Source organism: Candidatus Desulfofervidus auxilii (assembly GCF_001577525.1).
Taxonomy (GTDB): Bacteria; Desulfobacterota; Desulfofervidia; order Desulfofervidales; family Desulfofervidaceae; genus Desulfofervidus; species Desulfofervidus auxilii.
In genome coordinates this window covers 446150-465336 of record NZ_CP013015.1, presented here as the reverse complement: position 1 = coordinate 465336, position 19187 = coordinate 446150, and the positions used below count along the sequence as shown (strand labels likewise).

Annotated in this window: 34 protein-coding genes and 1 pseudogene; all 35 read left to right on the top strand. The window is 38.9% G+C overall.

The window, feature by feature from the left end; all coding sequences use genetic code 11:
* Nucleotides 1–61 precede the first annotated feature (61 nt).
* Complete coding sequence (gene rpsL, locus HS1_RS02480; RefSeq protein WP_066060583.1) at nt 62–433, top strand: 30S ribosomal protein S12; 372 nt, start codon at nt 62–64, stop codon at nt 431–433.
* Nucleotides 434–445: 12 nt separating this feature from the next.
* Nucleotides 446–916, top strand: a complete 471-nt coding sequence (gene rpsG, locus HS1_RS02475) for a 30S ribosomal protein S7 (protein ID WP_066060582.1) — start codon at nt 446–448, stop codon at nt 914–916.
* A 2-nt stretch (nt 917–918) separates the two neighbouring features.
* Nucleotides 919–2997: an elongation factor G gene (gene fusA, locus HS1_RS02470; RefSeq protein ID WP_066066399.1), complete on the top strand. Its 2079-nt coding sequence runs from the start codon at nt 919–921 to the stop codon at nt 2995–2997.
* A 24-nt stretch (nt 2998–3021) separates the two neighbouring features.
* Nucleotides 3022–4221 (top strand): elongation factor Tu, encoded by a 1200-nt coding sequence (gene tuf, locus HS1_RS02465; RefSeq protein ID WP_066060581.1) that lies wholly within the window; start codon nt 3022–3024, stop codon nt 4219–4221.
* Nucleotides 4222–4227: 6 nt separating this feature from the next.
* Nucleotides 4228–4539: a 30S ribosomal protein S10 gene (rpsJ, locus tag HS1_RS02460; RefSeq protein WP_066060580.1), complete on the top strand. Its 312-nt coding sequence runs from the start codon at nt 4228–4230 to the stop codon at nt 4537–4539.
* 9 nt (nt 4540–4548) lie between these two features.
* Nucleotides 4549–5181, top strand: coding sequence for a 50S ribosomal protein L3 (gene rplC, locus HS1_RS02455; RefSeq protein WP_066060579.1), 633 nt, complete (start codon nt 4549–4551; stop codon nt 5179–5181).
* Nucleotide 5182: 1 nt separating this feature from the next.
* Nucleotides 5183–5806 (top strand): 50S ribosomal protein L4, encoded by a 624-nt coding sequence (gene rplD, locus HS1_RS02450; RefSeq protein WP_066060578.1) that lies wholly within the window; start codon nt 5183–5185, stop codon nt 5804–5806.
* Entirely contained in the window at nt 5803–6093 is a 291-nt protein-coding gene (rplW, locus tag HS1_RS02445; protein ID WP_066060577.1) for a 50S ribosomal protein L23, read from the top strand. The genes rplD and rplW overlap by 4 nt, the downstream gene beginning before the upstream one ends.
* Before the next feature lie 2 nt (nt 6094–6095).
* Nucleotides 6096–6917, top strand: coding sequence for a 50S ribosomal protein L2 (gene rplB / locus HS1_RS02440; RefSeq protein ID WP_066060576.1), 822 nt, complete (start codon nt 6096–6098; stop codon nt 6915–6917).
* Between the two features lie 11 nt (nt 6918–6928).
* Complete coding sequence (gene rpsS, locus HS1_RS02435; protein ID WP_066060575.1) at nt 6929–7222, top strand: 30S ribosomal protein S19; 294 nt, start codon at nt 6929–6931, stop codon at nt 7220–7222.
* On the top strand, nt 7222–7557 hold the full coding sequence (gene rplV, locus HS1_RS02430; protein WP_082757557.1) for a 50S ribosomal protein L22: 336 nt from the start codon (nt 7222–7224) through the stop codon (nt 7555–7557). Before rpsS ends, rplV begins: the two co-directional genes overlap by 1 nt.
* A gap of 17 nt (nt 7558–7574) precedes the next feature.
* Nucleotides 7575–8225, top strand: a complete 651-nt coding sequence (gene rpsC, locus HS1_RS02425) for a 30S ribosomal protein S3 (protein ID WP_066060573.1) — start codon at nt 7575–7577, stop codon at nt 8223–8225.
* A 13-nt stretch (nt 8226–8238) separates the two neighbouring features.
* Nucleotides 8239–8664, top strand: coding sequence for a 50S ribosomal protein L16 (rplP, locus tag HS1_RS02420; RefSeq protein ID WP_066060572.1), 426 nt, complete (start codon nt 8239–8241; stop codon nt 8662–8664).
* Entirely contained in the window at nt 8651–8839 is a 189-nt protein-coding gene (rpmC, locus tag HS1_RS02415) for a 50S ribosomal protein L29 (RefSeq protein WP_066060571.1), read from the top strand. Before rplP ends, rpmC begins: the two co-directional genes overlap by 14 nt.
* Before the next feature lie 5 nt (nt 8840–8844).
* The gene (gene rpsQ, locus HS1_RS02410) at nt 8845–9102 is read left to right on the top strand and encodes a 30S ribosomal protein S17 (RefSeq protein WP_066060570.1); all 258 of its coding nucleotides are present in this window, start codon (nt 8845–8847) and stop codon (nt 9100–9102) included.
* Nucleotides 9103–9106: 4 nt separating this feature from the next.
* Nucleotides 9107–9475, top strand: coding sequence for a 50S ribosomal protein L14 (gene rplN / locus HS1_RS02405; RefSeq protein WP_066060569.1), 369 nt, complete (start codon nt 9107–9109; stop codon nt 9473–9475).
* Nucleotides 9472–9798, top strand: a complete 327-nt coding sequence (gene rplX / locus HS1_RS02400) for a 50S ribosomal protein L24 (protein WP_420886054.1) — start codon at nt 9472–9474, stop codon at nt 9796–9798. The genes rplN and rplX overlap by 4 nt, the downstream gene beginning before the upstream one ends.
* A 4-nt stretch (nt 9799–9802) precedes the next feature.
* Complete coding sequence (gene rplE / locus HS1_RS02395) at nt 9803–10345, top strand: 50S ribosomal protein L5 (protein ID WP_066060567.1); 543 nt, start codon at nt 9803–9805, stop codon at nt 10343–10345.
* Between the two features lie 2 nt (nt 10346–10347).
* Entirely contained in the window at nt 10348–10533 is a 186-nt protein-coding gene (locus tag HS1_RS02390; RefSeq protein WP_066060566.1) for a type Z 30S ribosomal protein S14, read from the top strand.
* Nucleotides 10534–10545: 12 nt separating this feature from the next.
* Nucleotides 10546–10947, top strand: a complete 402-nt coding sequence (rpsH, locus tag HS1_RS02385) for a 30S ribosomal protein S8 (protein ID WP_066060565.1) — start codon at nt 10546–10548, stop codon at nt 10945–10947.
* A 10-nt stretch (nt 10948–10957) separates the two neighbouring features.
* Nucleotides 10958–11494 carry a 50S ribosomal protein L6 gene (rplF, locus tag HS1_RS02380; protein WP_066060564.1) on the top strand — a complete coding sequence of 179 codons (537 nt, stop codon included), beginning with the start codon at nt 10958–10960 and terminating at the stop codon, nt 11492–11494.
* Between the two features lie 3 nt (nt 11495–11497).
* Nucleotides 11498–11869 carry a 50S ribosomal protein L18 gene (gene rplR, locus HS1_RS02375; RefSeq protein ID WP_082757555.1) on the top strand — a complete coding sequence of 124 codons (372 nt, stop codon included), beginning with the start codon at nt 11498–11500 and terminating at the stop codon, nt 11867–11869.
* A gap of 134 nt (nt 11870–12003) precedes the next feature.
* The gene (gene rpsE / locus HS1_RS02370; RefSeq protein WP_066060563.1) at nt 12004–12465 is read left to right on the top strand and encodes a 30S ribosomal protein S5; all 462 of its coding nucleotides are present in this window, start codon (nt 12004–12006) and stop codon (nt 12463–12465) included.
* 84 nt (nt 12466–12549) lie between these two features.
* A complete protein-coding gene (gene rpmD, locus HS1_RS02365) occupies nt 12550–12729 on the top strand; it encodes a 50S ribosomal protein L30 (RefSeq protein WP_066060562.1) in 180 nt (59 codons plus the stop codon).
* 12 nt (nt 12730–12741) lie between these two features.
* On the top strand, nt 12742–13185 hold the full coding sequence (rplO, locus tag HS1_RS02360) for a 50S ribosomal protein L15 (RefSeq protein WP_066066392.1): 444 nt from the start codon (nt 12742–12744) through the stop codon (nt 13183–13185).
* A complete protein-coding gene (gene secY / locus HS1_RS02355; RefSeq protein ID WP_066060561.1) occupies nt 13186–14493 on the top strand; it encodes a preprotein translocase subunit SecY in 1308 nt (435 codons plus the stop codon).
* 19 nt (nt 14494–14512) lie between these two features.
* Nucleotides 14513–15157: an adenylate kinase gene (locus HS1_RS02350; protein ID WP_066060560.1), complete on the top strand. Its 645-nt coding sequence runs from the start codon at nt 14513–14515 to the stop codon at nt 15155–15157.
* On the top strand, nt 15158–15904 hold the full coding sequence (gene map / locus HS1_RS02345) for a type I methionyl aminopeptidase (protein ID WP_066060559.1): 747 nt from the start codon (nt 15158–15160) through the stop codon (nt 15902–15904).
* A gap of 2 nt (nt 15905–15906) precedes the next feature.
* Entirely contained in the window at nt 15907–16125 is a 219-nt protein-coding gene (infA, locus tag HS1_RS02340) for a translation initiation factor IF-1 (RefSeq protein ID WP_066060558.1), read from the top strand.
* A 10-nt stretch (nt 16126–16135) separates the two neighbouring features.
* Entirely contained in the window at nt 16136–16249 is a 114-nt protein-coding gene (rpmJ, locus tag HS1_RS02335) for a 50S ribosomal protein L36 (RefSeq protein ID WP_066060557.1), read from the top strand.
* A gap of 14 nt (nt 16250–16263) precedes the next feature.
* On the top strand, nt 16264–16647 hold the full coding sequence (gene rpsM / locus HS1_RS02330) for a 30S ribosomal protein S13 (RefSeq protein WP_066060556.1): 384 nt from the start codon (nt 16264–16266) through the stop codon (nt 16645–16647).
* A 7-nt stretch (nt 16648–16654) separates the two neighbouring features.
* Nucleotides 16655–17041 (top strand): 30S ribosomal protein S11, encoded by a 387-nt coding sequence (rpsK, locus tag HS1_RS02325; protein WP_066060555.1) that lies wholly within the window; start codon nt 16655–16657, stop codon nt 17039–17041.
* A gap of 56 nt (nt 17042–17097) precedes the next feature.
* Nucleotides 17098–17724 carry a 30S ribosomal protein S4 gene (rpsD, locus tag HS1_RS02320; protein WP_066060554.1) on the top strand — a complete coding sequence of 209 codons (627 nt, stop codon included), beginning with the start codon at nt 17098–17100 and terminating at the stop codon, nt 17722–17724.
* Between the two features lie 18 nt (nt 17725–17742).
* Nucleotides 17743–18762 carry a DNA-directed RNA polymerase subunit alpha gene (locus HS1_RS02315; protein ID WP_066060553.1) on the top strand — a complete coding sequence of 340 codons (1020 nt, stop codon included), beginning with the start codon at nt 17743–17745 and terminating at the stop codon, nt 18760–18762.
* A pseudogene (gene rplQ / locus HS1_RS02310) lies at nt 18759–19133 on the top strand (50S ribosomal protein L17); the annotation flags it as partial. The gene HS1_RS02315 and the pseudogene rplQ, both read left to right, overlap by 4 nt.
* Between the last annotated feature and the right edge of the window lie 54 nt (nt 19134–19187).

The window sequence follows — 19187 nt, the reverse complement described above, 5'->3', positions numbered from 1 at the left end:
CAAATAAAAACTAAAGCTGTAAGAAGGCTAATTTTGTGTGGACTAAGGGAGGTTTGAAGGTATGCCTACTATTAACCAATTAGTAAGAAAAGGGCGAGAAAAGATAAAAAAGAGGAGTTCAGCCCCTGCATTGACTAAATGTCCTCAAAAGAGGGGAGTATGTGTGAGGGTTTACACTACTACTCCTAAAAAGCCAAATTCTGCCTTAAGGAAGGTGTGTCGGGTGCGGTTAACAAATGGGATAGAAGTTACTTCTTATATCCCTGGCATCGGACATAACTTACAGGAACACTCGGTCGTCTTGGTGCGAGGTGGCCGTGTTAAAGACTTACCAGGTGTGCGATATCAAGTGGTCAGAGGAACGTTAGACGCCATGAGTGTGCAAGACAGACGGCAAAGCCGTTCTAGATATGGAACTAAAAAACCAAAATAGTGAGGTTGAATAATGCCAAGAAAAGGCCCTGCACCTAAAAGAGAAATATTACCTGATCCTAAGTATGGGAGTGTGCTGGTAGCTAAATTCATAAATTGTATGATGAGAGATGGTAAAAAAAGTGTGGCGGAATCCATATTTTACAAGGCTTTAAATATTATTAAAGAAAAAACAGGTAAAAATTCCTTAGAGGTTTTCGAGAAAGCAGTTGAGAATGTGAAGCCTGTATTAGAAGTAAAATCCAGACGGGTAGGTGGTGCTACCTATCAGGTGCCTATAGAAGTGCGTCCTGAAAGGCGGATTAGTTTAGCCATAAAATGGATTATTAATAGTGCTAGAGCAAGGAGTGAAAGAGGAATGGTGCTTAAATTAGCTAATGAACTTTTAGAGGCCTATAACAATAAAGGGGGAGCTATTAAGAAAAAAGAAGATACACATCGTATGGCTGAAGCAAATCGGGCATTTGCTCATTATAGGTGGTAATGGTGGGAAGGATTATACCTATTGAGAAAGTCAGGAATATAGGGTTTATTGCCCATATTGATGCTGGGAAAACAACAACCACAGAGAGGATACTATTTTATACTGGTATCTCTCACTTAATGGGTGAGGTTCATGAAGGCACTGCGGTTATGGATTTTATGGAAGAAGAACGGGAGCGGGGAATTACTATTACTTCAGCAGCCACTACTTGCTTCTGGCGAGGTTATCGGATTAATATTATAGATACCCCTGGTCATGTAGATTTTACTGTTGAAGTAGAAAGAGCATTGCGTGTTTTAGATGGAGCTATAGGTATTTTTTGTGCTGTTGGTGGAGTAGAACCCCAATCTGAGACTGTTTGGAGACAGGCAGATAAATACCATGTGCCTAGATTGGCCTTTATTAACAAAATGGACAGGGTAGGGGCTGATTTCCAGGGTTGTATAGAAATGATGAGAGATAGACTCAAGTCTTATCCTATTCCTATTCAAATTCCTTTAGGCAAAGAAGAGTTGTTCCAAGGTGTAATTGATTTAGTCAAGATGAAAGCTGTTGTTTTTGATGAGGAAACTCTTGGTGCAAAATATAAATACCTTCCTATTCCTGAGGAATTTCAAGGTGAGGCAAAACAATATAGGGAAAGACTGATAGAGGCATTGGCTGATTTTGATGAAGTAATCATGGAGAAATATTTAGAAGGAAAAGAAATTGAACAAGAGGAAATCCAAAAAACATTGCGCCAGGGCACAATAGAACTAAAGTTAGTTCCGGTTTTATGTGGTTCAGCCTTTAAAAACAAGGGGGTTCAACCTCTATTAGATGCAATAGTAGATTACCTTCCCTCACCCGTAAATGTTCCTCCTATAAAAGGAAAAACATTAGAAGGGAAGGAAATAGAAAGACCTGCATCCGATGATGCCCCTTTTACCGCCTTGGTTTTTAAGTTAGTAACCGATCCTTATGTGGGCCATCTAGCCTTTTTGCGTATTTATGCAGGGAGTTTGAAGATAGGCGATACAGTGTTTAATGCTACTAAAGGTGTAAAAGAAAAAATCGGGCGTCTTTTAAAAATGCATGCCAATAAACGGGAGGATATTACTGAGGTATATGCAGGTGATATTGTGGCTGCAGTGGGTTTAAGAAAGACTACTACTGGAGATACCTTATGTGAAGAAAGAGCTCCCATTATATTAGAAGCAATAGAATTTCCTGAGCCAGTAATAGCCGTAGCTATTGAGCCGAAAACTAAAGAAGATCAGGATAAACTAGGCACTGCCTTACGTAAAATTGCTATTGAAGACCCCTCTTTTAAAGTAAGATACGATGAGGAAACAGGCGAGACCCTTATTGGGGGTATGGGAGAATTACACTTAGAGATTATAGTGCATCGTTTACAACGAGAATTCAATGTCCAGGCTAATGTAGGACGTCCTCAAGTAGCTTATCGGGAAACCATTACCAAGCAAGTTAAGGCAGAAGGACGCTTTATTAAACAAACTGGTGGACGTGGCCAATATGGACATGTGTGGTTAGAGATAGAACCATTACCCCGAGGTAAGGGTTTTGAATTTGTAGATGCTATTACTGGAGGTGTAATTCCTAAAGAATATATCCCCGCAGTAGAACAAGGGGTAAGAGAGGCTATAGAGCGGGGAGTTATTGCCGGTTATCCTCTTACTGACCTGAGGGTGAAATTGGTTGATGGTTCTTATCATGAGGTAGATTCTTCAGATATGGCTTTTGCCATTGCTGGTTCAATGGCCCTTAAAGAAGGAGTTAAAAAGGCCAATCCGGTGTTATTGGAGCCTATTATGTTGTTAGAAGTGATTGTGCCCCAAACATATGTAGGTGATGTAATGGCAGATATTACAGCCCGACGAGGTAAAATTATAGGGATAGAGATAAGAAAAAATGCCCAGGCAATTAAGGCCCATGTCCCCTTGGCAGAAATGTTTGGATATGCTACAACACTGCGTTCAGTCACTCAAGGTAGAGCGACTTATATGATGCAGTTTTCACATTATGAGCCAGTACCAGCTAAAATGGCGGAAGCATTGCCGTTGAAAAGGAGAAGACATTAAGTAAAACATTGAGGAGGTTAAGAGATGGGGAAACAGAAGTTTGAGAGGAAGAAGCCACACATAAACATAGGCACTATTGGTCATATAGACCATGGTAAGACTACTTTGACAGCAGCAATAACTCAGATATTGGAAAAGCAGAAGTTAGCCAAATATATTCCCTTTGAAGAAATAGACAAGGCACCTGAAGAGAAGGAGAGGGGGATTACTATAGCCATTGCCCATGTAGAATATGAGACAGATAAGAGGCACTATGCTCATATAGATTGTCCTGGGCATGCAGATTATATTAAGAACACTATTACTGGTGCAGCCCAGATGGATGGTTCTATATTGGTAGTAGCTGCGGATGATGGTCCCATGCCTCAGACCAGGGAGCACATATTGCTTTCCCGGCAAGTAGGAGTGCCATCCATAGTAGTATTTATAAACAAAGTAGACATGGTAGAAGATGAAGAATTAATTGAATTAGTGGAATTAGAAGTAAGGGAGCTTTTGAGCAAATATGAATTTCCTGGTGATGAGGTGCCAGTGATAAAAGGAAGTGCCTTAAAGGCCTTGGAATGTGGATGTGGGAAGAGGGAATGTAAGTGGTGTGGTCCGATATGGCAATTATTAGATGCCATAGATGAATACATACCGCAGCCAGTGAGGCCATTAGACAAGCCATTTTTGATGCCCATAGAGGATGTATTTAGCATTAGTGGAAGAGGGACGGTAGTGACAGGTAGAGTAGAGAGGGGTATTATCAAACCAGGACAAGAAGTAGAGATAGTGGGATTAGGGCCTACACGGAAGACAGTAGCCACCAGTATAGAGATGTTCAGGAAGATATTGGATGAAGGTAGGGCAGGTGATAATATAGGAGTATTGTTAAGAGGGATAGGGAAGGATGAGGTAGAGAGGGGTATGGTATTAGCGGTTCCTGGCAGTATTACTCCTCACACTAGATTTAAGGCTGAGGTATATGTATTGACCAAAGAAGAAGGTGGGAGGCACACACCATTTTTTCCAGGATACAGGCCGCAGTTTTATTTTAGGACTACTGATGTGACGGGGGTAGTGAGTTTACCTGAGGGAGTAGAGATGGTGATGCCTGGAGACAATGTGAATTTAGAAGTGAGTTTATTAGAGCCTATTGCCATGGAAGAGGGATTACGATTTGCCATTAGAGAAGGTGGGCGGACAGTTGGAGCTGGAGTGGTAACTAAAATATTGGAGTAAGAATGCATGATTGAAAACCAAAAGATACGAATAAAATTGAAGGCATTCGACCATCGCCTGTTGGATCAAGCAGTAACCCAAATTGTGCAAACTGCCAAAAAAAGCGGAGCAAAAGTTATAGGTCCCATTCCCTTACCCACTAAAATAAGCAGGTGGACCGTGCTCAGGTCTCCACATAAGGATAAAAAATCAAGAGAGCAATTTGAAATAAGAACTCATAAACGATTGATAGATATTGTGGAACCAACGCACCAAACAGTGGATGCTTTAATGAACTTAGAGTTAGCTTCAGGAGTAGATGTGGAAATTAAATTGTAAGGTGTGGAAATGGTAAAGGGCATTTTAGGAAAAAAATTGGGTATGACTCGTATTTTCGATGAGGATGGGAACATAGTTCCTGTAACTATTCTTGAGGCTGGGCCTTGCGTAATAGTTCAAAAGAAAACATTAGAAAAGGATGGTTACCAAGGAATACAAATGGGCTTTTTGCCTAAAAAGAAGACAAGGGTAACCAGGCCCCTTTTGGGACATTTTGAAAAGGCTCAGGTATCCTGTTTTTATTATTTAAAAGAATTTAAAGTGGAAAATATAGACGCTATTGAAGTAGGACAGCGGATTACAGTAGATGAGTTCCAGCCAGGAGATATAGTAAATGTGACTGGAAGAAGTAAAGGCCGCGGTTTTGCAGGAGTAATTAAAAGGTATGGTTTTAAAAGAGGACCAGAGACTCATGGGAGTAGAAACCACCGTGGGCCTAAATCTATTGGTGCTTGTGCTTTTCCAGGAAGAGTAATTAAAGGCAAAAAGATGCCTGGGCATATGGGTAACAAACAAGTAACCATTAAAAACTTAAAAATTGTAGATGTAAGACCAGAACATAACTTACTTTTAGTTAAAGGGGCTATACCTGGGAGTCGGAATAGCTTAGTAGTTATTAAAAAGGTAGGTTCAAGGAATTAAGATGTTAGAAGTGAAACTTCATAATCAACATGGAGAAGAAATAGGACAGATTAAGCTGGCAGAGGCTATATTCAATGTGCCTATAAAACCATACTTGGTTTATGAAGTGGTTAAGTGGCAGTTGGCCTGTCGTCGTGCTGGCACTGCTTCCACTAAGACTAGAGGCGAAGTGAGGGGTGGTGGTAGAAAACCGTGGCGACAAAAAGGCACTGGTAGGGCAAGGCAAGGTAGTATTAGGGCTCCTCATTGGGTTGGTGGAGGTGTAGTTTTTGGTCCTAAACCGCGCAATTATAGTTATTCATTGCCTAAAAAAGTCCGTAAGCAGTCTTTGAAGATTGTTCTTACTTCAAAGTTAAAAAAAGGACTTTTAAAAGTAGTAGATAATATCGTTTTAGATGAGATTAAAACCAAGAAATTTTTAGAAATAGCACATAACTTAAATTTAAATAAGGCCCTAATAATAACTAACGGGCGAAATAAAACTCTGGAACTCGCTGCTCGTAATGTACCTGAATTCCAGATTTTGCCAGTAGAAGGCCTAAATGTTTATGATGTATTACGGTATGATTATTTAGTATTGTTACAAGATTCAATTCCTAAGATTGAGGGGTTTTTACTTTCATGAAAGACATGCATCAAATAATAAAAAGGCCAATAATAACTGAGAAAAGCACTTTACAGAAGGAATCTATGAATAAACTTGCTTTTGAAGTTGATCCTAGGGCTAATAAGATTGAAATCAAACAGAGTGTGGAAAAATTGTTTAATGTCAAGGTTTTGAATGTGCATACCCTTACTGTTAAGGGGAAAAAAAGGCGAATGGGACGATGGGAAGGTAGGAGGAAGAATTGGAAAAAAGCTATTGTTACCTTACGTCCAGGGGATCATATAGAGTTTTTTGAGGGAGTTTGATTATGCCTATTAAAAAGTGCAAACCTACTTCTGGAGGCAGGCGTTTTCAGAGTTATTTGGCTTCTGAAGAAATCACCTCTAAAAAACCAGAAAAAAGCTTACTTGTTCCCTTAAAAAAACACAGTGGACGAAATGTTTATGGGCGTATTACTTGTCGCCATAAGGGAGGCGGCCATAAACGTTTATACCGAATTATTGATTTTAAAAGGGATAAATTTGGAGTGCCAGCAAAGGTAGCGGCTATTGAATATGACCCTAATCGTTCAGCTAGAATTGCCCTCTTGCATTATGTGGATGGAGAGAAGAGGTATATTTTAGCTCCATTGGGACTTTCTGTAGGAGATACCGTAATATCAGGTGAAGAAGTAGACATCAATCCAGGAAATTGTTTAGCCATTAAGGATATTCCAGTAGGAACCATTGTTCATAATGTGGAGTTACGCCCTGGGAAAGGAGGGCAAATTGCACGGAGTGCAGGATGTTATGCTCAAATTTTGGCTAAGGAAGAACCCTATGCTCATTTACGATTACCTTCTGGAGAAGTAAGATTAGTTAGTCTGGAATGTAAAGCTACTATTGGCCAGGTGGGTAATTTAGATCATATGCATGTCAGTATTGGAAAGGCAGGTCGTTCCCGCTGGATAGGAATTCGCCCTACAGTCCGTGGTGTGGCTATGAATCCCATCGATCATCCATTAGGGGGAGGAGAAGGAAAGGCTTCTGGTGGTCGCCATCCTTGCACACCTTGGGGTAAGCCTACTAAAGGATATAAAACTAGAGGTAGAAAACCAAGTGATAAATATATAGTTAAACGGAGAAGATAAAGGAGGCTATTTTGGGACGTTCTGTAAGAAAAGGACCTTTTGTGGATGAAAAATTGTTAAAAAAGGTGCAAAAATTAAAGGAATCAGGAGAAAAGAAAGTAGTTAAAACTTGGTCACGACGTTCTACTATTATTCCTGATTTTGTAGGATTTACCTTTGCCATTCATAATGGACGAAAATTTATTCCCGTTTATATAACAGAAAATATGGTAGGGCATAAGTTAGGAGAGTTTGCTCCTACCAGGACTTTTCATGGTCATGCTGGTGATAGGAAGGGGAAGGTTAAAGGAAAGGGGAGAAGATAGTGGAAACAAGGGCTGTGGCTAAATATGTGAGAATTTCGCCCCATAAGGTGCGTTTGGTTACCAATATTTTAGTGGGTAAAAAGGTAGCTGAGGCACTAGGGATTTTAAAATTTACACCTAAAAGAGCAGCTAAAGTGGTGGAGAAGACAATAAAGTCTGCGGTGGCTAATGCAGAACAACATCCTGATGTAGATGTGGATAATTTATATGTAAAACAAATTTATGCGGATCCAGGGCCTATACTTAAGCGCATTCGTCCCCGTGCTGTTGGTCGGGCTTATCGGATTAGAAAAAGGACCAGTCACATTGTTGTTATATTAGATGAGTTGATGTAATGGAAAGGAGGTAACGTTTGGGACAAAAGGTACATCCTGTAGGTTTGAGATTGGGTATTATTAAGACATGGGATTCCAAATGGTATGCAGAAAGGGAATTTCCCAGTTTTGTTGTTGAAGATAGATATATTAGGCAATTTTTTAAAAAGCATCTTTATCGTGCAGGAATTTCCAAGATAGAAATTGAACGTGCGGCTGACAAGGTTAGGATTAAAATTCATACCGCTCGACCAGGAATTGTGATTGGTAAAAAAGGTGCAGAAATAGAGAGGCTTAAAAAGGATTTAGAATCTCAGATAAAAAGCGAAACCTTGATAGATATTTTAGAGGTTAAAAGACCCGAATTAGATGCTCAACTAGTAGCAGAGAATGTGGCTTTACAGTTGACGCGTCGAGTGGCTTTTCGGCGAGCCATGAAAAGAGCAGTATCTACTGCCTTAAGATTCGGAGCTCAAGGAATTAAGGTAGAATGTTCTGGTAGATTAGGTGGGGCAGAAATGGCCAGGACAGAGTGGTATCGAGAAGGTCGTGTGCCTTTACATACATTGAGAGCAAATATTGATTATGGTCTAGCAGAGGCAAGGACTATTTATGGAATTATTGGTGTGAAAGTTTGGATATTTAAAGGTGAAGTGTTGGAAGAGAAAGAAGAGGGTTCACTAGTATAAAGGGGTAAAGTTAATGTTAGCACCTAAAAGGGTAAAATACAGGAAGCAACAGAAAGGTAGAATGCGAGGAATGGCTACTCGCGGTTGCACCTTGGCTTTTGGTGATTATGCCTTAAAGGCTCTTGGGGCATGTTGGTTAACTGCTCAACAAATAGAAGCAGCTAGAATTGCCATTACCCGTCATATGAAAAGGGGAGGTAAGTTGTGGATCAGGGTATTTCCTGATAAACCTATAACCAAAAAACCAGCTGAAACCAGAATGGGTTCAGGAAAAGGTTCCCCAGAAGGTTGGGTGGCAGTGGTGAAGCCAGGACGTATTATTTATGAAATTAAGGGAGTTCCTGAAGAGGTGGCTCTAGAGGCCTTGCGTTTGGCATCTCACAAGTTACCTATTCCTACAAAAATTATCACCCGGAGTGGGGTATATGCGCGCAAGTGAATGGCGAAAGTTAACTAAAGAGGAAATAGAAGTGAAGTTAAAAGAACTTCAGGAAGAGCTTTTTAAACTTCGTTTCCAACATGCTACAGGACAGTTGGAAAATATAAAAAGGCTTTCTTTGGTGAGAAAGGATATTGCTAGAATTAAGACTATTTTAAATGAGCAAAAGAGGTGATTTGTATGGGAGAAAGGGGTGCAAAAAAGACCCTGGAGGGGGTAGTGGTTAGTGATAAAATGGATAAAACCGTTGTAATAAGAGTAGAAAGATTAATAAAGCATCCCCGGACAGGTAAATATATTCGTCGGAAAGCTAAATTTATGGCTCATGATGAAAAAAATGAGTGTAAAATAAATGATAAAGTACAAATTGTGCAGACTCGTCCACTTAGTAAACACAAATATTGGCGGGTTTTAAAAATTTTAGAAAGGGCAGAATAGGAAGATGATTCAAAGACAGACCCAGCTTGAAGTGGCAGATAATAGTGGTGCAAAAACGGTAGCTTGCATAGGGGTTCTTGGTGGGTCTGCAAAAAGATATGCTGAGATCGGAGATGTGATTGTTGTTTCTGTAAAGGATGCTTTACCTGAATCAAAAGTAAAAAAAGGAACGGTCTTGAGGGCAGTGGTAGTAAGGACCAAGAAAGAAATGGGACGTAGTGATGGTACCTATGTCCGTTTTGATAATAATGCTGTAGTCCTTTTAAATCCCGCAGGGGAGCCTATAGGTACGCGGATATTTGGACCTGTTGCTCGAGAGTTGAGAGCAAAAAATTTTATGAAGATAGTTTCTTTAGCACCTGAGGTAGTATAATGAGCTTATGCATTAAAAAAGATGATAAGGTAATGGTTATAGCAGGTAAGGAAAAGGGCAGAATTGGTAAAGTTTTGAAGGTTCTCCCTAAGGAACAAAAGATTATTGTGGAAAAAATAAATATGGTAAAACGTCACGCCAAACCAAGTCCTACTACTGGAAAGGGAGGAATAATTGAGAAAGAAGCACCTATTCATATATCCAATGTAATGGTTATGTGTGATAAATGTATGCGACCTGTCCGTATCGGAAGAAAGGTTTTAGAGGATGGTCGGAAAGTAAGATATTGTAAAAAGTGCAATGAAGTTATAGATAAGGTATAGTGGAATGAGGGCTAGATTGAGAGAATACTATGAGAAAAAGGTAGTGCCTTTACTGATGAAAGAGTTTGGCTATAAAAACCCTATGCAAGTGCCCAAGTTGGTTAAGATAGTGCTTAATATGGGAGTTGGAGAAGCAACACAGAACATAAGGATTCTAGATGCTGCGGTTGAGGAATTGGCTTTGATTGCTGGACAAAGACCAGTGATTAGACGAGCGAAGAAATCAATCGCTGCTTTTAAATTACGAGCTGGTATGCCTATTGGCTGTAAAGTTACATTGCGGCGAGATAGAATGTATGATTTTTTTGATAGACTAGTTAATTTTGCTTTACCCCGAGTGCGAGATTTTAAAGGCGTTTCAGATGAAGCCTTTGATGGTCGTGGTAATTATACTTTGGGGATTAAGGAACATATTATTTTTCCAGAGATAGATTATGACAAAATAGATAAAGTTAAGGGAATGAATATTACTTTTGTAACTACAGCAAAAACAGATGAAGAAGGTAAGAGTCTTTTAGAAAAACTGGGATTACCTTTTAGGAGATAGTAATGGCAAGAAAGGCGTTAATGATAAAGGCACAGAGACCACCTAAGTTTAAAACCAGAAAATATAACCGCTGTCCTTTATGTGGTAGGTCTCGTGCTTTTTTGAGAAAGTTTGGTGTGTGTAGAATTTGTTTCCGAACATTAGCTTTAAAGGGAGAAATTCCTGGAGTAATAAAAGCAAGTTGGTAGAGAGGAGTATTTATGTCTAATGTTACTGATCCTATTGCTGATATGTTAACACGTATAAGGAATGCCATTCAGGCAAAAAAGTCTGAGGTAGAAATTCCTAGTTCAAAACTTAAATTAAGTATTATTCATATCCTTAAACAAGAAGGTTATATTCAACAACATAAATTGATCAAAGATGGTAAACAGGGGATTATAAAAGTCACTCTCAAGTATAACGAAGATAAAAAGAGTGTTATTTCTGGCTTGAAAAGAATTAGTAAACCTGGCAGACGAATTTATGTGAAAAAAGAAAAAATACCTTATGTGCTTAATGGTTTGGGTATTGCTATTATTTCCACTTCAAAGGGTATATTGACAGATAAACAGGCCAGGGCATTGGGGATAGGTGGAGAATGGCTTTGTTCTATCTGGTAGGAGATATGTTATGTCGCGCATAGGAAAAATACCTATAAATATTCCAGATAAGGTAGAGGTAGTAATTGATGATGGATATATATGCGTAAAAGGGCCGAAGGGAGAACTGAAGCGAGAAATTACACCTTATATAAAGGTTAAACAAGAAGGTAACATTATAAAGGTCTTACGTGACAATGATTCAAAACAAGCTAAAGCCTTGCATGGTTTAACCAGGCAACTTGTTGCTAATATGGTAAAAGGGGTAACCGAGGGATTTAAAAAGATATTGGTGATTGAGGGTTTAGGATATAAGGTTGAGTTAAAGGGTAGAAAGATGGTATTATCTCTAGGTTTCTCTCATCCTTTAGAATATGAGCCTCCAGAAGGTATTAATTTAAGAGTAGATGGAAAAAAAATTATTGTTGAAGGTATAGACAAGGAATTAGTAGGTCAAGTGGCAGCTATTATTAGAAAATTTAGGCCCCCAGAGCCTTATAAAGGAAAAGGTATTAGTTATGAAAATGAACAAATACATAGAAAGGCTGGTAAGACAGGAGGGAAATAATTTGTGATTTCGGCAAGAGAGAAAAGGTTAGCTAGACTTCGCCGAAAGCGGCGTATTAGAAAAAAGATATTTGGGACAAGCACAAGGGTGAGATTGTGTGTTTTTAAAAGTTTGAAACACATTTATGCCCAGATAATAGATGATACACAAGGTAGGACTTTAGTAGCAGCTTCCACTCTTGATCCAGTATTAAGAGAAGAAATAAAAAACATGAAAGGGAAGATATTACCCTCTAAGGAAGTAGGTAAGTTAGTCGCCCAAAGGGCGTTAGAAAAGGGAATTAAAAGAGTAGTTTTTGATAGGAATGGTTTTCCCTATCATGGTAGAATAAAGGCTTTGGCTGAAGGGGCAAGAGAAGGGGGTTTAGAGTTTTAAACAAGAGTAAGTGGAGAACGCAAATTGAGAAATGGGAAAGGAGTAAGACCTGTCTGAAGGGTTGCACTGCAAATGATTCTTATTATCTGTTCGAAATGTGGTAGAATTTTGAATAGAGCCAAAGGAGGATATTAGTGGTTTTTGAAGAGGAAAAGGGGGCTACACCGCAGTTAATAGATAAGATAGTAGAAATTAGACGAGTAGCCAAAGTAGTCAAAGGCGGGAGGAGATTTAAATTTAGTGCTTTAGCCATTGTAGGTGATGGAGAAGGTATGGTGGGATATGGGTTAGGTAAGGCTCATGAAGTGCCTGATGCTATTAGAAAAGCTATAGAAAAGGCGCGCAAAAATATGTTTAAAGTTCCTCTTAAAGGTTCAACTATACCCCATGAGGTAATAGCGGAATTTGGGGCAGCTAAGGTAATTTTGAAACCTGCCTCTAGAGGTACGGGTATAAAAGCAGGAGGTGCTGTAAGGGCAATCATGGAAGCAGTAGGTGTCAAAGATATATTGACTAAATGTATAGGTTCGAGGAATCCTCATAATGTGATAAAGGCAGTAATGAATGGTTTTAAAGAAATGAAAAGTGTTTCATAGGTGTTGTTAATGGACTTACAAGATACAAAATAAAGGGGAAATTATTGGGTTGGTTGGCATAACTTAATTTAGAAAAATTAGGATATGGGTGAGACTATTAAAATAAAATTGATAAAAAGTAAAAATGGATGTTCACAAAGGCAGATATTAACATTGAAAAGTTTGCGTCTTACCAAACTGAATAAAGTAGTTGAATTGCCAGATAATCCTCAAATCCGGGGAATGATAAGAAAAGTGTCTCATTTAGTTAAAGTTTTAGAATAGGGGGCAATAGTGATATCTCTGAATAACTTGAAACCACCTTATGGGGCTATAAGAAAGAAAAAGAGACTTGGTCGAGGTGATGGTTCAGGCCATGGCAATACTTGCGGTCGGGGTCAGAAAGGGCAAAAAGCTAGAAGCGGTGGTCAGGTGAAGCCTTATTTTGAAGGTGGCCAGATGCCTTTGTATAGACGTTTACCCAAACGGGGATTTAAAAATATCTTTAAAGAAGAATTTGCCATTATTAATATAAGAGATTTAGTGAAAAAATTTAGAGAGAATGAGGAGGTAACTCCAGAAAAACTCTTGGAAGTAGGTTTGATCAAAAAGAAAAATAAACGGATAAAACTCTTGGGTGATGGAGATATTTCTTTTCCTTTATTGATAAAAGTTCACAAAATAAGTCAGCAGGCAAAATCAAAAATAGAGGCTGCTGGAGGTAGGGTAGAGGTAATTTAGGTGATTCAGGGATTCCAAAATATTCCTAAAATTCCAGAATTAAAGCGTCGTATTATCTTTACCATTTTAATGTTAGCTATATATAGGCTAGGTATACATATTCCTACGCCTGGTGTAGATACAGCGGCTCTAACTGCCTTTTTCGCCAAGACCAAAGGCACACTTTTTGGTCTAATAGATATGTTCTCTGGGGGAGCATTAAGACGACTTTCTATCTTTGCCTTAGGTATTATGCCTTATATCAGTGCAGCCATCATTTTTGAACTTCTGACAGCCGTAGTGCCTTATTTGGAAAGGCTGAAGAAAGAAGGAGAATTAGGACGTAGAAAAATCACTCAATATACTCGTTATGCCACTATTGGTTTGAGTTTAATCCAAGGCTTTTTTATTTCTGTAGGTCTGGAAAACATGGTTTTGGGAGAGGTGCATGTGGTGCCTCATCCTGGTTGGGGATTTAGATTATTATCTATGATTACTCTCACCTCAGGCACTGCTTTTCTTATGTGGTTAGGAGAACAAATTACAGAAAAGGGGATAGGGAATGGGATTTCTCTCATTATTTTTTCTGGTATTGTAGCAGGTATGCCACCAGCCATAGTAAATACCACTAGATTGTTGAGAACAGGCGAAATTAATATTTTTCAATTGATATTGTTGATTGTGTTTATGATAGCTGTGGTAGCTTTTATCGTATTTATGGAAAGAGGGCAGCGGCGTATTCCCATTCAATATGCTAGGCGAGTGGTTGGTAGACGAGTTTATGGTGGACAAAGCACACACTTGCCCTTACGGATTAACACTTCTGGGGTCATTCCTCCCATTTTTGCCTCTTCTATCCTTATGTTTCCTGCTACTATTGCCCAGTTTGTAAAAATACCTGTGGTAGAAAATGTAGTGGGACTGTTTAGATGGGGTTCTCCTCTATATTTACTACTTTATGTTGCTTTGATTATCTTTTTTTGTTATTTTTATACAGCTATTATTTTTAATCCTGAGGATGTAGCAGATAATATGAGGAAATATGGGGGGTATATTCCTGGCATAAGACCTGGGAAAAGAACTGCAGAGTTTATAGATAAAATTCTTACTCGTTTGACCTTGGCAGGAGGTATTTATGTATCTCTAGTGTGTGTGTTGCCTACTATTCTGATCAAGAAATTTCATACCCCATTTTATTTTGGCGGGACGGCTTTGTTAATCGTAGTTGGGGTGGCTATTGAGACCATTGCCCAGATAGAGACTCATTTAATTAGTAGATATTATGAGGGTTTTTTGAAAAAGAGCAAGTTTAAGGGAGTTAGTTCATAAAAAAAGAAAGGAGGTTATCATGAATCTTATTCTTTTAGGTGCACCTGGTGCAGGTAAAGGAACACAGGCTAAGATGTTAATTGAGAAATATGGTATTCCTCAAATTTCCACAGGCGATATGTTGCGAGCGGCTGTGGCAGCAGGGACAGAATTGGGTAAAAAGGCCAAGGAGTTTATGGAAAAGGGACAATTAGTTTCGGATGAAGTGGTCATTGGGCTTATTGAAGAAAGATTAAAAGAAGCCGATTGTGATAAAGGATTTATCTTAGATGGTTTCCCTCGCACCGTAGCTCAAGCAGAGGCCTTAGATGGTGTTTTAGAAAAAATGAATAAAAAAATTGACCATGCAATAACTGTAGATGTGCCTGAAGGAGAGTTGTTAAAACGCCTCACTGGTCGTAGGACTTGTAAAAAGTGTGGAGCAATGTATCATGTGATCTTTAATCCACCCAAACAGGAAGGTGTGTGTGATAAGTGTGGAGGTGAACTTTACCAACGCGCAGATGATAATGAAGAAACTGTCAAAGCCCGATTAGAAGTATACAATAAACAAACCAAGCCCTTGATAGAATTTTATGAAAAAAAGGGTTTATTACGTCGCATAGACGGAACAGGAAGTATTCAAGATATCTTCAACCGGATTGTGCAATTGCTAGAAGGCTAAATGATTATATTAAAAGCGCGGTGGGAAATCCAGAAGATGAGGAAAAGCAATGCTATTGTTGCCCAAGTTTTAGAGAGATTGAAAGAGATTACAAAACCAGGTATAACTACTTTAGAATTAGATAGATTTGCAGAAGAGTTGTGTGTAAAAAAAGGTGGTAAGCCAGCTTTCAAGGGATATATGGGGTATCCTTCTAGTTTGTGTGTTTCTATAAACGAAGAAGTAGTCCATGGGATTCCCTCAAAACGGCGAGTTAGAGAAGGAGACATTGTAAGTTTTGATTTTGGTGTGCTCTATGATGGTTATTATGGAGATGCTGCTATTACTGTGCCAGTAGGTAAGATTTCTAAAAGGGCAGAACGGTTGTTAAAAGTAACTCAAGAAGCCTTGTATAAAGGAATTGGAAAGGCACAAGCAGGAAATCATCTTTATGATATTTCGGCTGCTATTCAAAACCATGTGGAAAAATATGGTTATTCAGTAGTAAGGCAGTTTGTAGGGCATGGCATTGGCCGTTCGTTGCACGAAGACCCCCAAGTGCCTAACTTTGGCAAACCTGGCCAAGGTCCAAGGTTAAAGGAGGGAATGGTATTGGCTATTGAGCCTATGGTGAATGAGGGGACTTATGAAGTGGAAATTTTGCCTGATGGTTGGACGGCAGTGACAAAAGACCGTAAACTTTCGGCCCATTTTGAGCATACTATAGCCATTACTGAAAATGGTCCTGAAATTTTATCTATAATTTAAAGATGCCTAAAGAAGAAGCAATAGAAGTAGAAGGAAGGGTGGTAGAGGCTTTACCTAACGCCATGTTTAGAGTGGAGTTAGATAATGGACATCGGGTTCTAGCTCATATTGCTGGAAAGTTGAGGATGCATTTTATTAAAGTCTTACCAGGGGACAGAGTGAAGGTGGAGCTTTCTCCCTATGATTTAAGCCGAGGGAGGATAGTTTATAGAATTAAATAAGGGGTATGAAATGAAAGTGAGGGCTTCTGTTAAGAAGATTTGTAGTAAGTGTAAGATTATTAAAAGGAAAGGGGTGGTTAGGGTTATTTGTGAAAATCCTAGGCATAAGCAAAGACAAGGATAAATGGGAGGAAATAAGTGGCTAGAATAGCAGGTGTAGAAATGCCTAAGGGGAAGGGAATAAAGGTTGCTTTGACCAATATTTATGGTATTGGGCATAGTTCTGCTCAAAAGATTTTGGAGAAAGCCGGAGTGGAGTTCAATAAAAAAACAGATGACTTAACAGATGAGGAATTGACAAAGATCAGAGAAATTATTGATAGGGAATACAAAGTAGAGGGGGATTTAAAGCTTGAGGTATCAGCAAATATTAAACGCCTTATTGACATGGGTTGTTATCGGGGATTAAGACATATAAGAGGTCTTCCTGTAAGAGGACAGCGCACGCGTTCAAATGCTAGATGCCGTAAAGGTCCTCGCGGTTCTGTTTTGGGTAAAAGGAAGAAAAAGACAAAGGAGTAAGAAATAAATGGCTAGAAGACAAAGAGTAAAAAAAAGAGAGAAAAAACTGGTAGAAGAAGGCATTGTTCATATTCAAGCCACTTTTAATAATACCATAATAACCATTACAGATAAGCAAGGTAATACTATCGCTTGGTCAAGTGCAGGAATAAAGGGGTTTAAGGGTTCAAGGAAGAGTACACCCTTTGCTGCCCAATTGGCAGGACAGGATGCAGCTAAAAAAGCTATGGAACACGGTATGAAGAGACTAGAAGCCTATGTTAAGGGCCCAGGAGCAGGCCGGGAGTCTGCTATTCGGGCTATCCAGGCAGCAGGGTTAAAAATCACTTTAATAAAAGATGTAACTCCTATTCCCCATAATGGTTGTCGTCCTCCAAAGAGAAGAAGGGTTTAAAAATTTAGAATTTAGAGGTCAGGGGATGAAAAATAAGATGTATAAGGAGGTTAGTTTTGGCCAGATATAGAGAGGCTGTTTGTCGATTATGTCGACGAGAAGGAGTGAAGTTATTTCTTAAAGGGGAGAGATGTTACACAGATAAGTGTGCTTTAGAAAGGAGACCTTATTCCCCGGGTCAGCATGGTCAGGCAAGAATGAAAAAAACAGAGTATGGTTTGCTTTTAAGGGAGAAGCAAAAGCTAAGAAGGATTTATGGCATTTTAGAAAAGCAATTTCGCCTTTATTTTGAAAAGGCGGAGAAACAAAAAGGAGTAACAGGAGAAAAACTATTAATACTTTTAGAAAGGAGACTGGATAATGTAGTCTATAAAATGGGTTTTGCGCATTCCCGAAATCAAGCAAGACAATTGGTAAGACATGGTCATATTTTAATCAATAACAAAAAAGTCAATATTCCTTCTTATTTGGTAGAGGTAGGCGATGTGATAAAGTTGAGAGAAAAAAGCCAAGAGATACCTTTTGTAAAAGAGGCTTTGGAAGGTATAGCCAGCCGAGGGATTCCTTCTTGGCTGGAGGTAGATAAGGAAAAATTTGAGGGAAGAATAAAGGCTCTACCGACCCGAGAAGAAATTGCTATTCCAGTGCAAGAACAACTGATCGTTGAGTTTTATTCTAAATAAATTTTGAGGGAATTTAACATGAGCAAAGTTGGTGGAGTAAAGTTAATCAAACCAAAAAAGGTAGAAAGAGACGAAAAGAGCTATTCTCCATATTATGGGAAATTTATATATGAACCTTTAGAAAAGGGCTATGGAATTACCTTAGGTAATGCTTTAAGACGGGTGTTGCTTTCTTCTATTCCAGGAGCGGCTATTACTTCTGTAAAGATAGATGGTGTGGCTCATGAGTTTTCAACTATTTCTGGGGTATTAGAAGATGTGACAGATATTGTTTTAAATCTAAAACAAGTGAGACTTAAACTTCATGCCAATCCTCCACGAACAATTAAGATTGAAAAAGAAGGTGAAGGGGAAGTTAAAGCAGGTGATATTATTACTGATGGTAGTGTAATGATAGTAAACCCTGAGCAACATATTGCTACCCTGACCTCAAAAGAAGCCAAGCTTATTATGGAAATGACAGTTAATTTAGGGAGAGGTTATGTGCCCGCAGAGAGAAATAAACAGGAAGGCCAGCCATTAGGGACTGTTCCTATTGATGCCATTTTTTCACCTATAAGAAAGGTAAATTTCACAGTGCGTAATGCTAGGGTTGGGCAGATGACTGATTATGATAAGCTTATCTTAGAAGTTTGGACCGATGGCACAATCACTTCAGAAAAGGCCATTTCTTTAGCGGCAAAAATATTAAGAGATCAATTAGATATCTTTTTGATTGAGGAAGAGGAGGAAACATTATCTGAATTACCTGAAGAGAAAGAAGAAGAAGAGATACCCAAGGAAGTCTTTTATAAAAATATTGATGAGTTAGAACTCTCTGTGCGAGCATTGAATTGCTTAAAGAATTCCCATATTCACCTCATAGGAGAGTTGGTTCAGAAGACAGAAGATGAACTTTTAAAAACCAGGAATTTTGGTCGTAAATCTTTAAATGAAATAAAAAATGTTCTTCACCAAATGGGTTTAAGTTTGGGAATGGAATTACAAGACTTTCCGGATCCGGAAATTTTAAAGAAAATAGAAGGTGGGCAGGTATGAGACATAGAAAGCAAGGAAGGAAGTTAGGAAGGGTAGCCAGCCATCGTCAAGCTATGTTGCGTAATATGGTAACCTCTTTATTCAAGCATGAACGTATTCAGACTACAGAAGCCAAGGCAAAGGAGTTGCGTCATTTGGCAGAAAAAATGGTATCCTTATCTAAAAGAGGGGATTTACATGCTAGACGTCAGGCATTGACTGTTTTGAGAGATAAGAAAGTAGTTAAAAAACTTTTTGACGAGATAGGAAAGAGATATCAAGAAGTAAAAGGAGGGTATACCCGTATTATTAAGTTAGGAGTGAGAAGAGGAGATAATGCCCCTACGGCCTTAATAGAGCTAACAAAACAGATAAAAGAGGTAGAGCAAAAATAAAAGGTATTGCTATTTCAGAGGCGAAGAAAAGGCTATTTTATTTGGTTTCAG

Bases quoted from the DNA above. Each gene is read 5' to 3' on its own strand.
- HS1_RS02315 (WP_066060553.1), top strand. From the start codon at position 17,743: ATGAGCAAAGTTGGTGGAGTAAAGTTAATCAAACCAAAAAAGGTAGAA.
- rpmJ (WP_066060557.1), top strand. From the start codon at position 16,136: ATGAAAGTGAGGGCTTCTGTTAAGAAGATTTGTAGTAAGTGTAAGATT.
- rpsJ (WP_066060580.1), top strand. From the start codon at position 4,228: ATGATTGAAAACCAAAAGATACGAATAAAATTGAAGGCATTCGACCAT.
- rplD (WP_066060578.1), top strand. From the start codon at position 5,183: ATGTTAGAAGTGAAACTTCATAATCAACATGGAGAAGAAATAGGACAG.
- rplW (WP_066060577.1), top strand. From the start codon at position 5,803: ATGAAAGACATGCATCAAATAATAAAAAGGCCAATAATAACTGAGAAA.
- rplC (WP_066060579.1), top strand. From the start codon at position 4,549: ATGGTAAAGGGCATTTTAGGAAAAAAATTGGGTATGACTCGTATTTTC.
- rpsL (WP_066060583.1), top strand. From the start codon at position 62: ATGCCTACTATTAACCAATTAGTAAGAAAAGGGCGAGAAAAGATAAAA.
- rplP (WP_066060572.1), top strand. From the start codon at position 8,239: ATGTTAGCACCTAAAAGGGTAAAATACAGGAAGCAACAGAAAGGTAGA.
- rplN (WP_066060569.1), top strand. From the start codon at position 9,107: ATGATTCAAAGACAGACCCAGCTTGAAGTGGCAGATAATAGTGGTGCA.
- HS1_RS02350 (WP_066060560.1), top strand. From the start codon at position 14,513: ATGAATCTTATTCTTTTAGGTGCACCTGGTGCAGGTAAAGGAACACAG.
- rplE (WP_066060567.1), top strand. From the start codon at position 9,803: ATGAGGGCTAGATTGAGAGAATACTATGAGAAAAAGGTAGTGCCTTTA.
- rpmD (WP_066060562.1), top strand. From the start codon at position 12,550: ATGGGTGAGACTATTAAAATAAAATTGATAAAAAGTAAAAATGGATGT.
- rpsH (WP_066060565.1), top strand. From the start codon at position 10,546: ATGTCTAATGTTACTGATCCTATTGCTGATATGTTAACACGTATAAGG.
- rpmC (WP_066060571.1), top strand. From the start codon at position 8,651: ATGCGCGCAAGTGAATGGCGAAAGTTAACTAAAGAGGAAATAGAAGTG.
- rpsK (WP_066060555.1), top strand. From the start codon at position 16,655: ATGGCTAGAAGACAAAGAGTAAAAAAAAGAGAGAAAAAACTGGTAGAA.
- rplF (WP_066060564.1), top strand. From the start codon at position 10,958: ATGTCGCGCATAGGAAAAATACCTATAAATATTCCAGATAAGGTAGAG.
- tuf (WP_066060581.1), top strand. From the start codon at position 3,022: ATGGGGAAACAGAAGTTTGAGAGGAAGAAGCCACACATAAACATAGGC.
- map (WP_066060559.1), top strand. From the start codon at position 15,158: ATGATTATATTAAAAGCGCGGTGGGAAATCCAGAAGATGAGGAAAAGC.
- infA (WP_066060558.1), top strand. From the start codon at position 15,907: ATGCCTAAAGAAGAAGCAATAGAAGTAGAAGGAAGGGTGGTAGAGGCT.
- rpsQ (WP_066060570.1), top strand. From the start codon at position 8,845: ATGGGAGAAAGGGGTGCAAAAAAGACCCTGGAGGGGGTAGTGGTTAGT.
- HS1_RS02390 (WP_066060566.1), top strand. From the start codon at position 10,348: ATGGCAAGAAAGGCGTTAATGATAAAGGCACAGAGACCACCTAAGTTT.
- rplB (WP_066060576.1), top strand. From the start codon at position 6,096: ATGCCTATTAAAAAGTGCAAACCTACTTCTGGAGGCAGGCGTTTTCAG.
- rpsG (WP_066060582.1), top strand. From the start codon at position 446: ATGCCAAGAAAAGGCCCTGCACCTAAAAGAGAAATATTACCTGATCCT.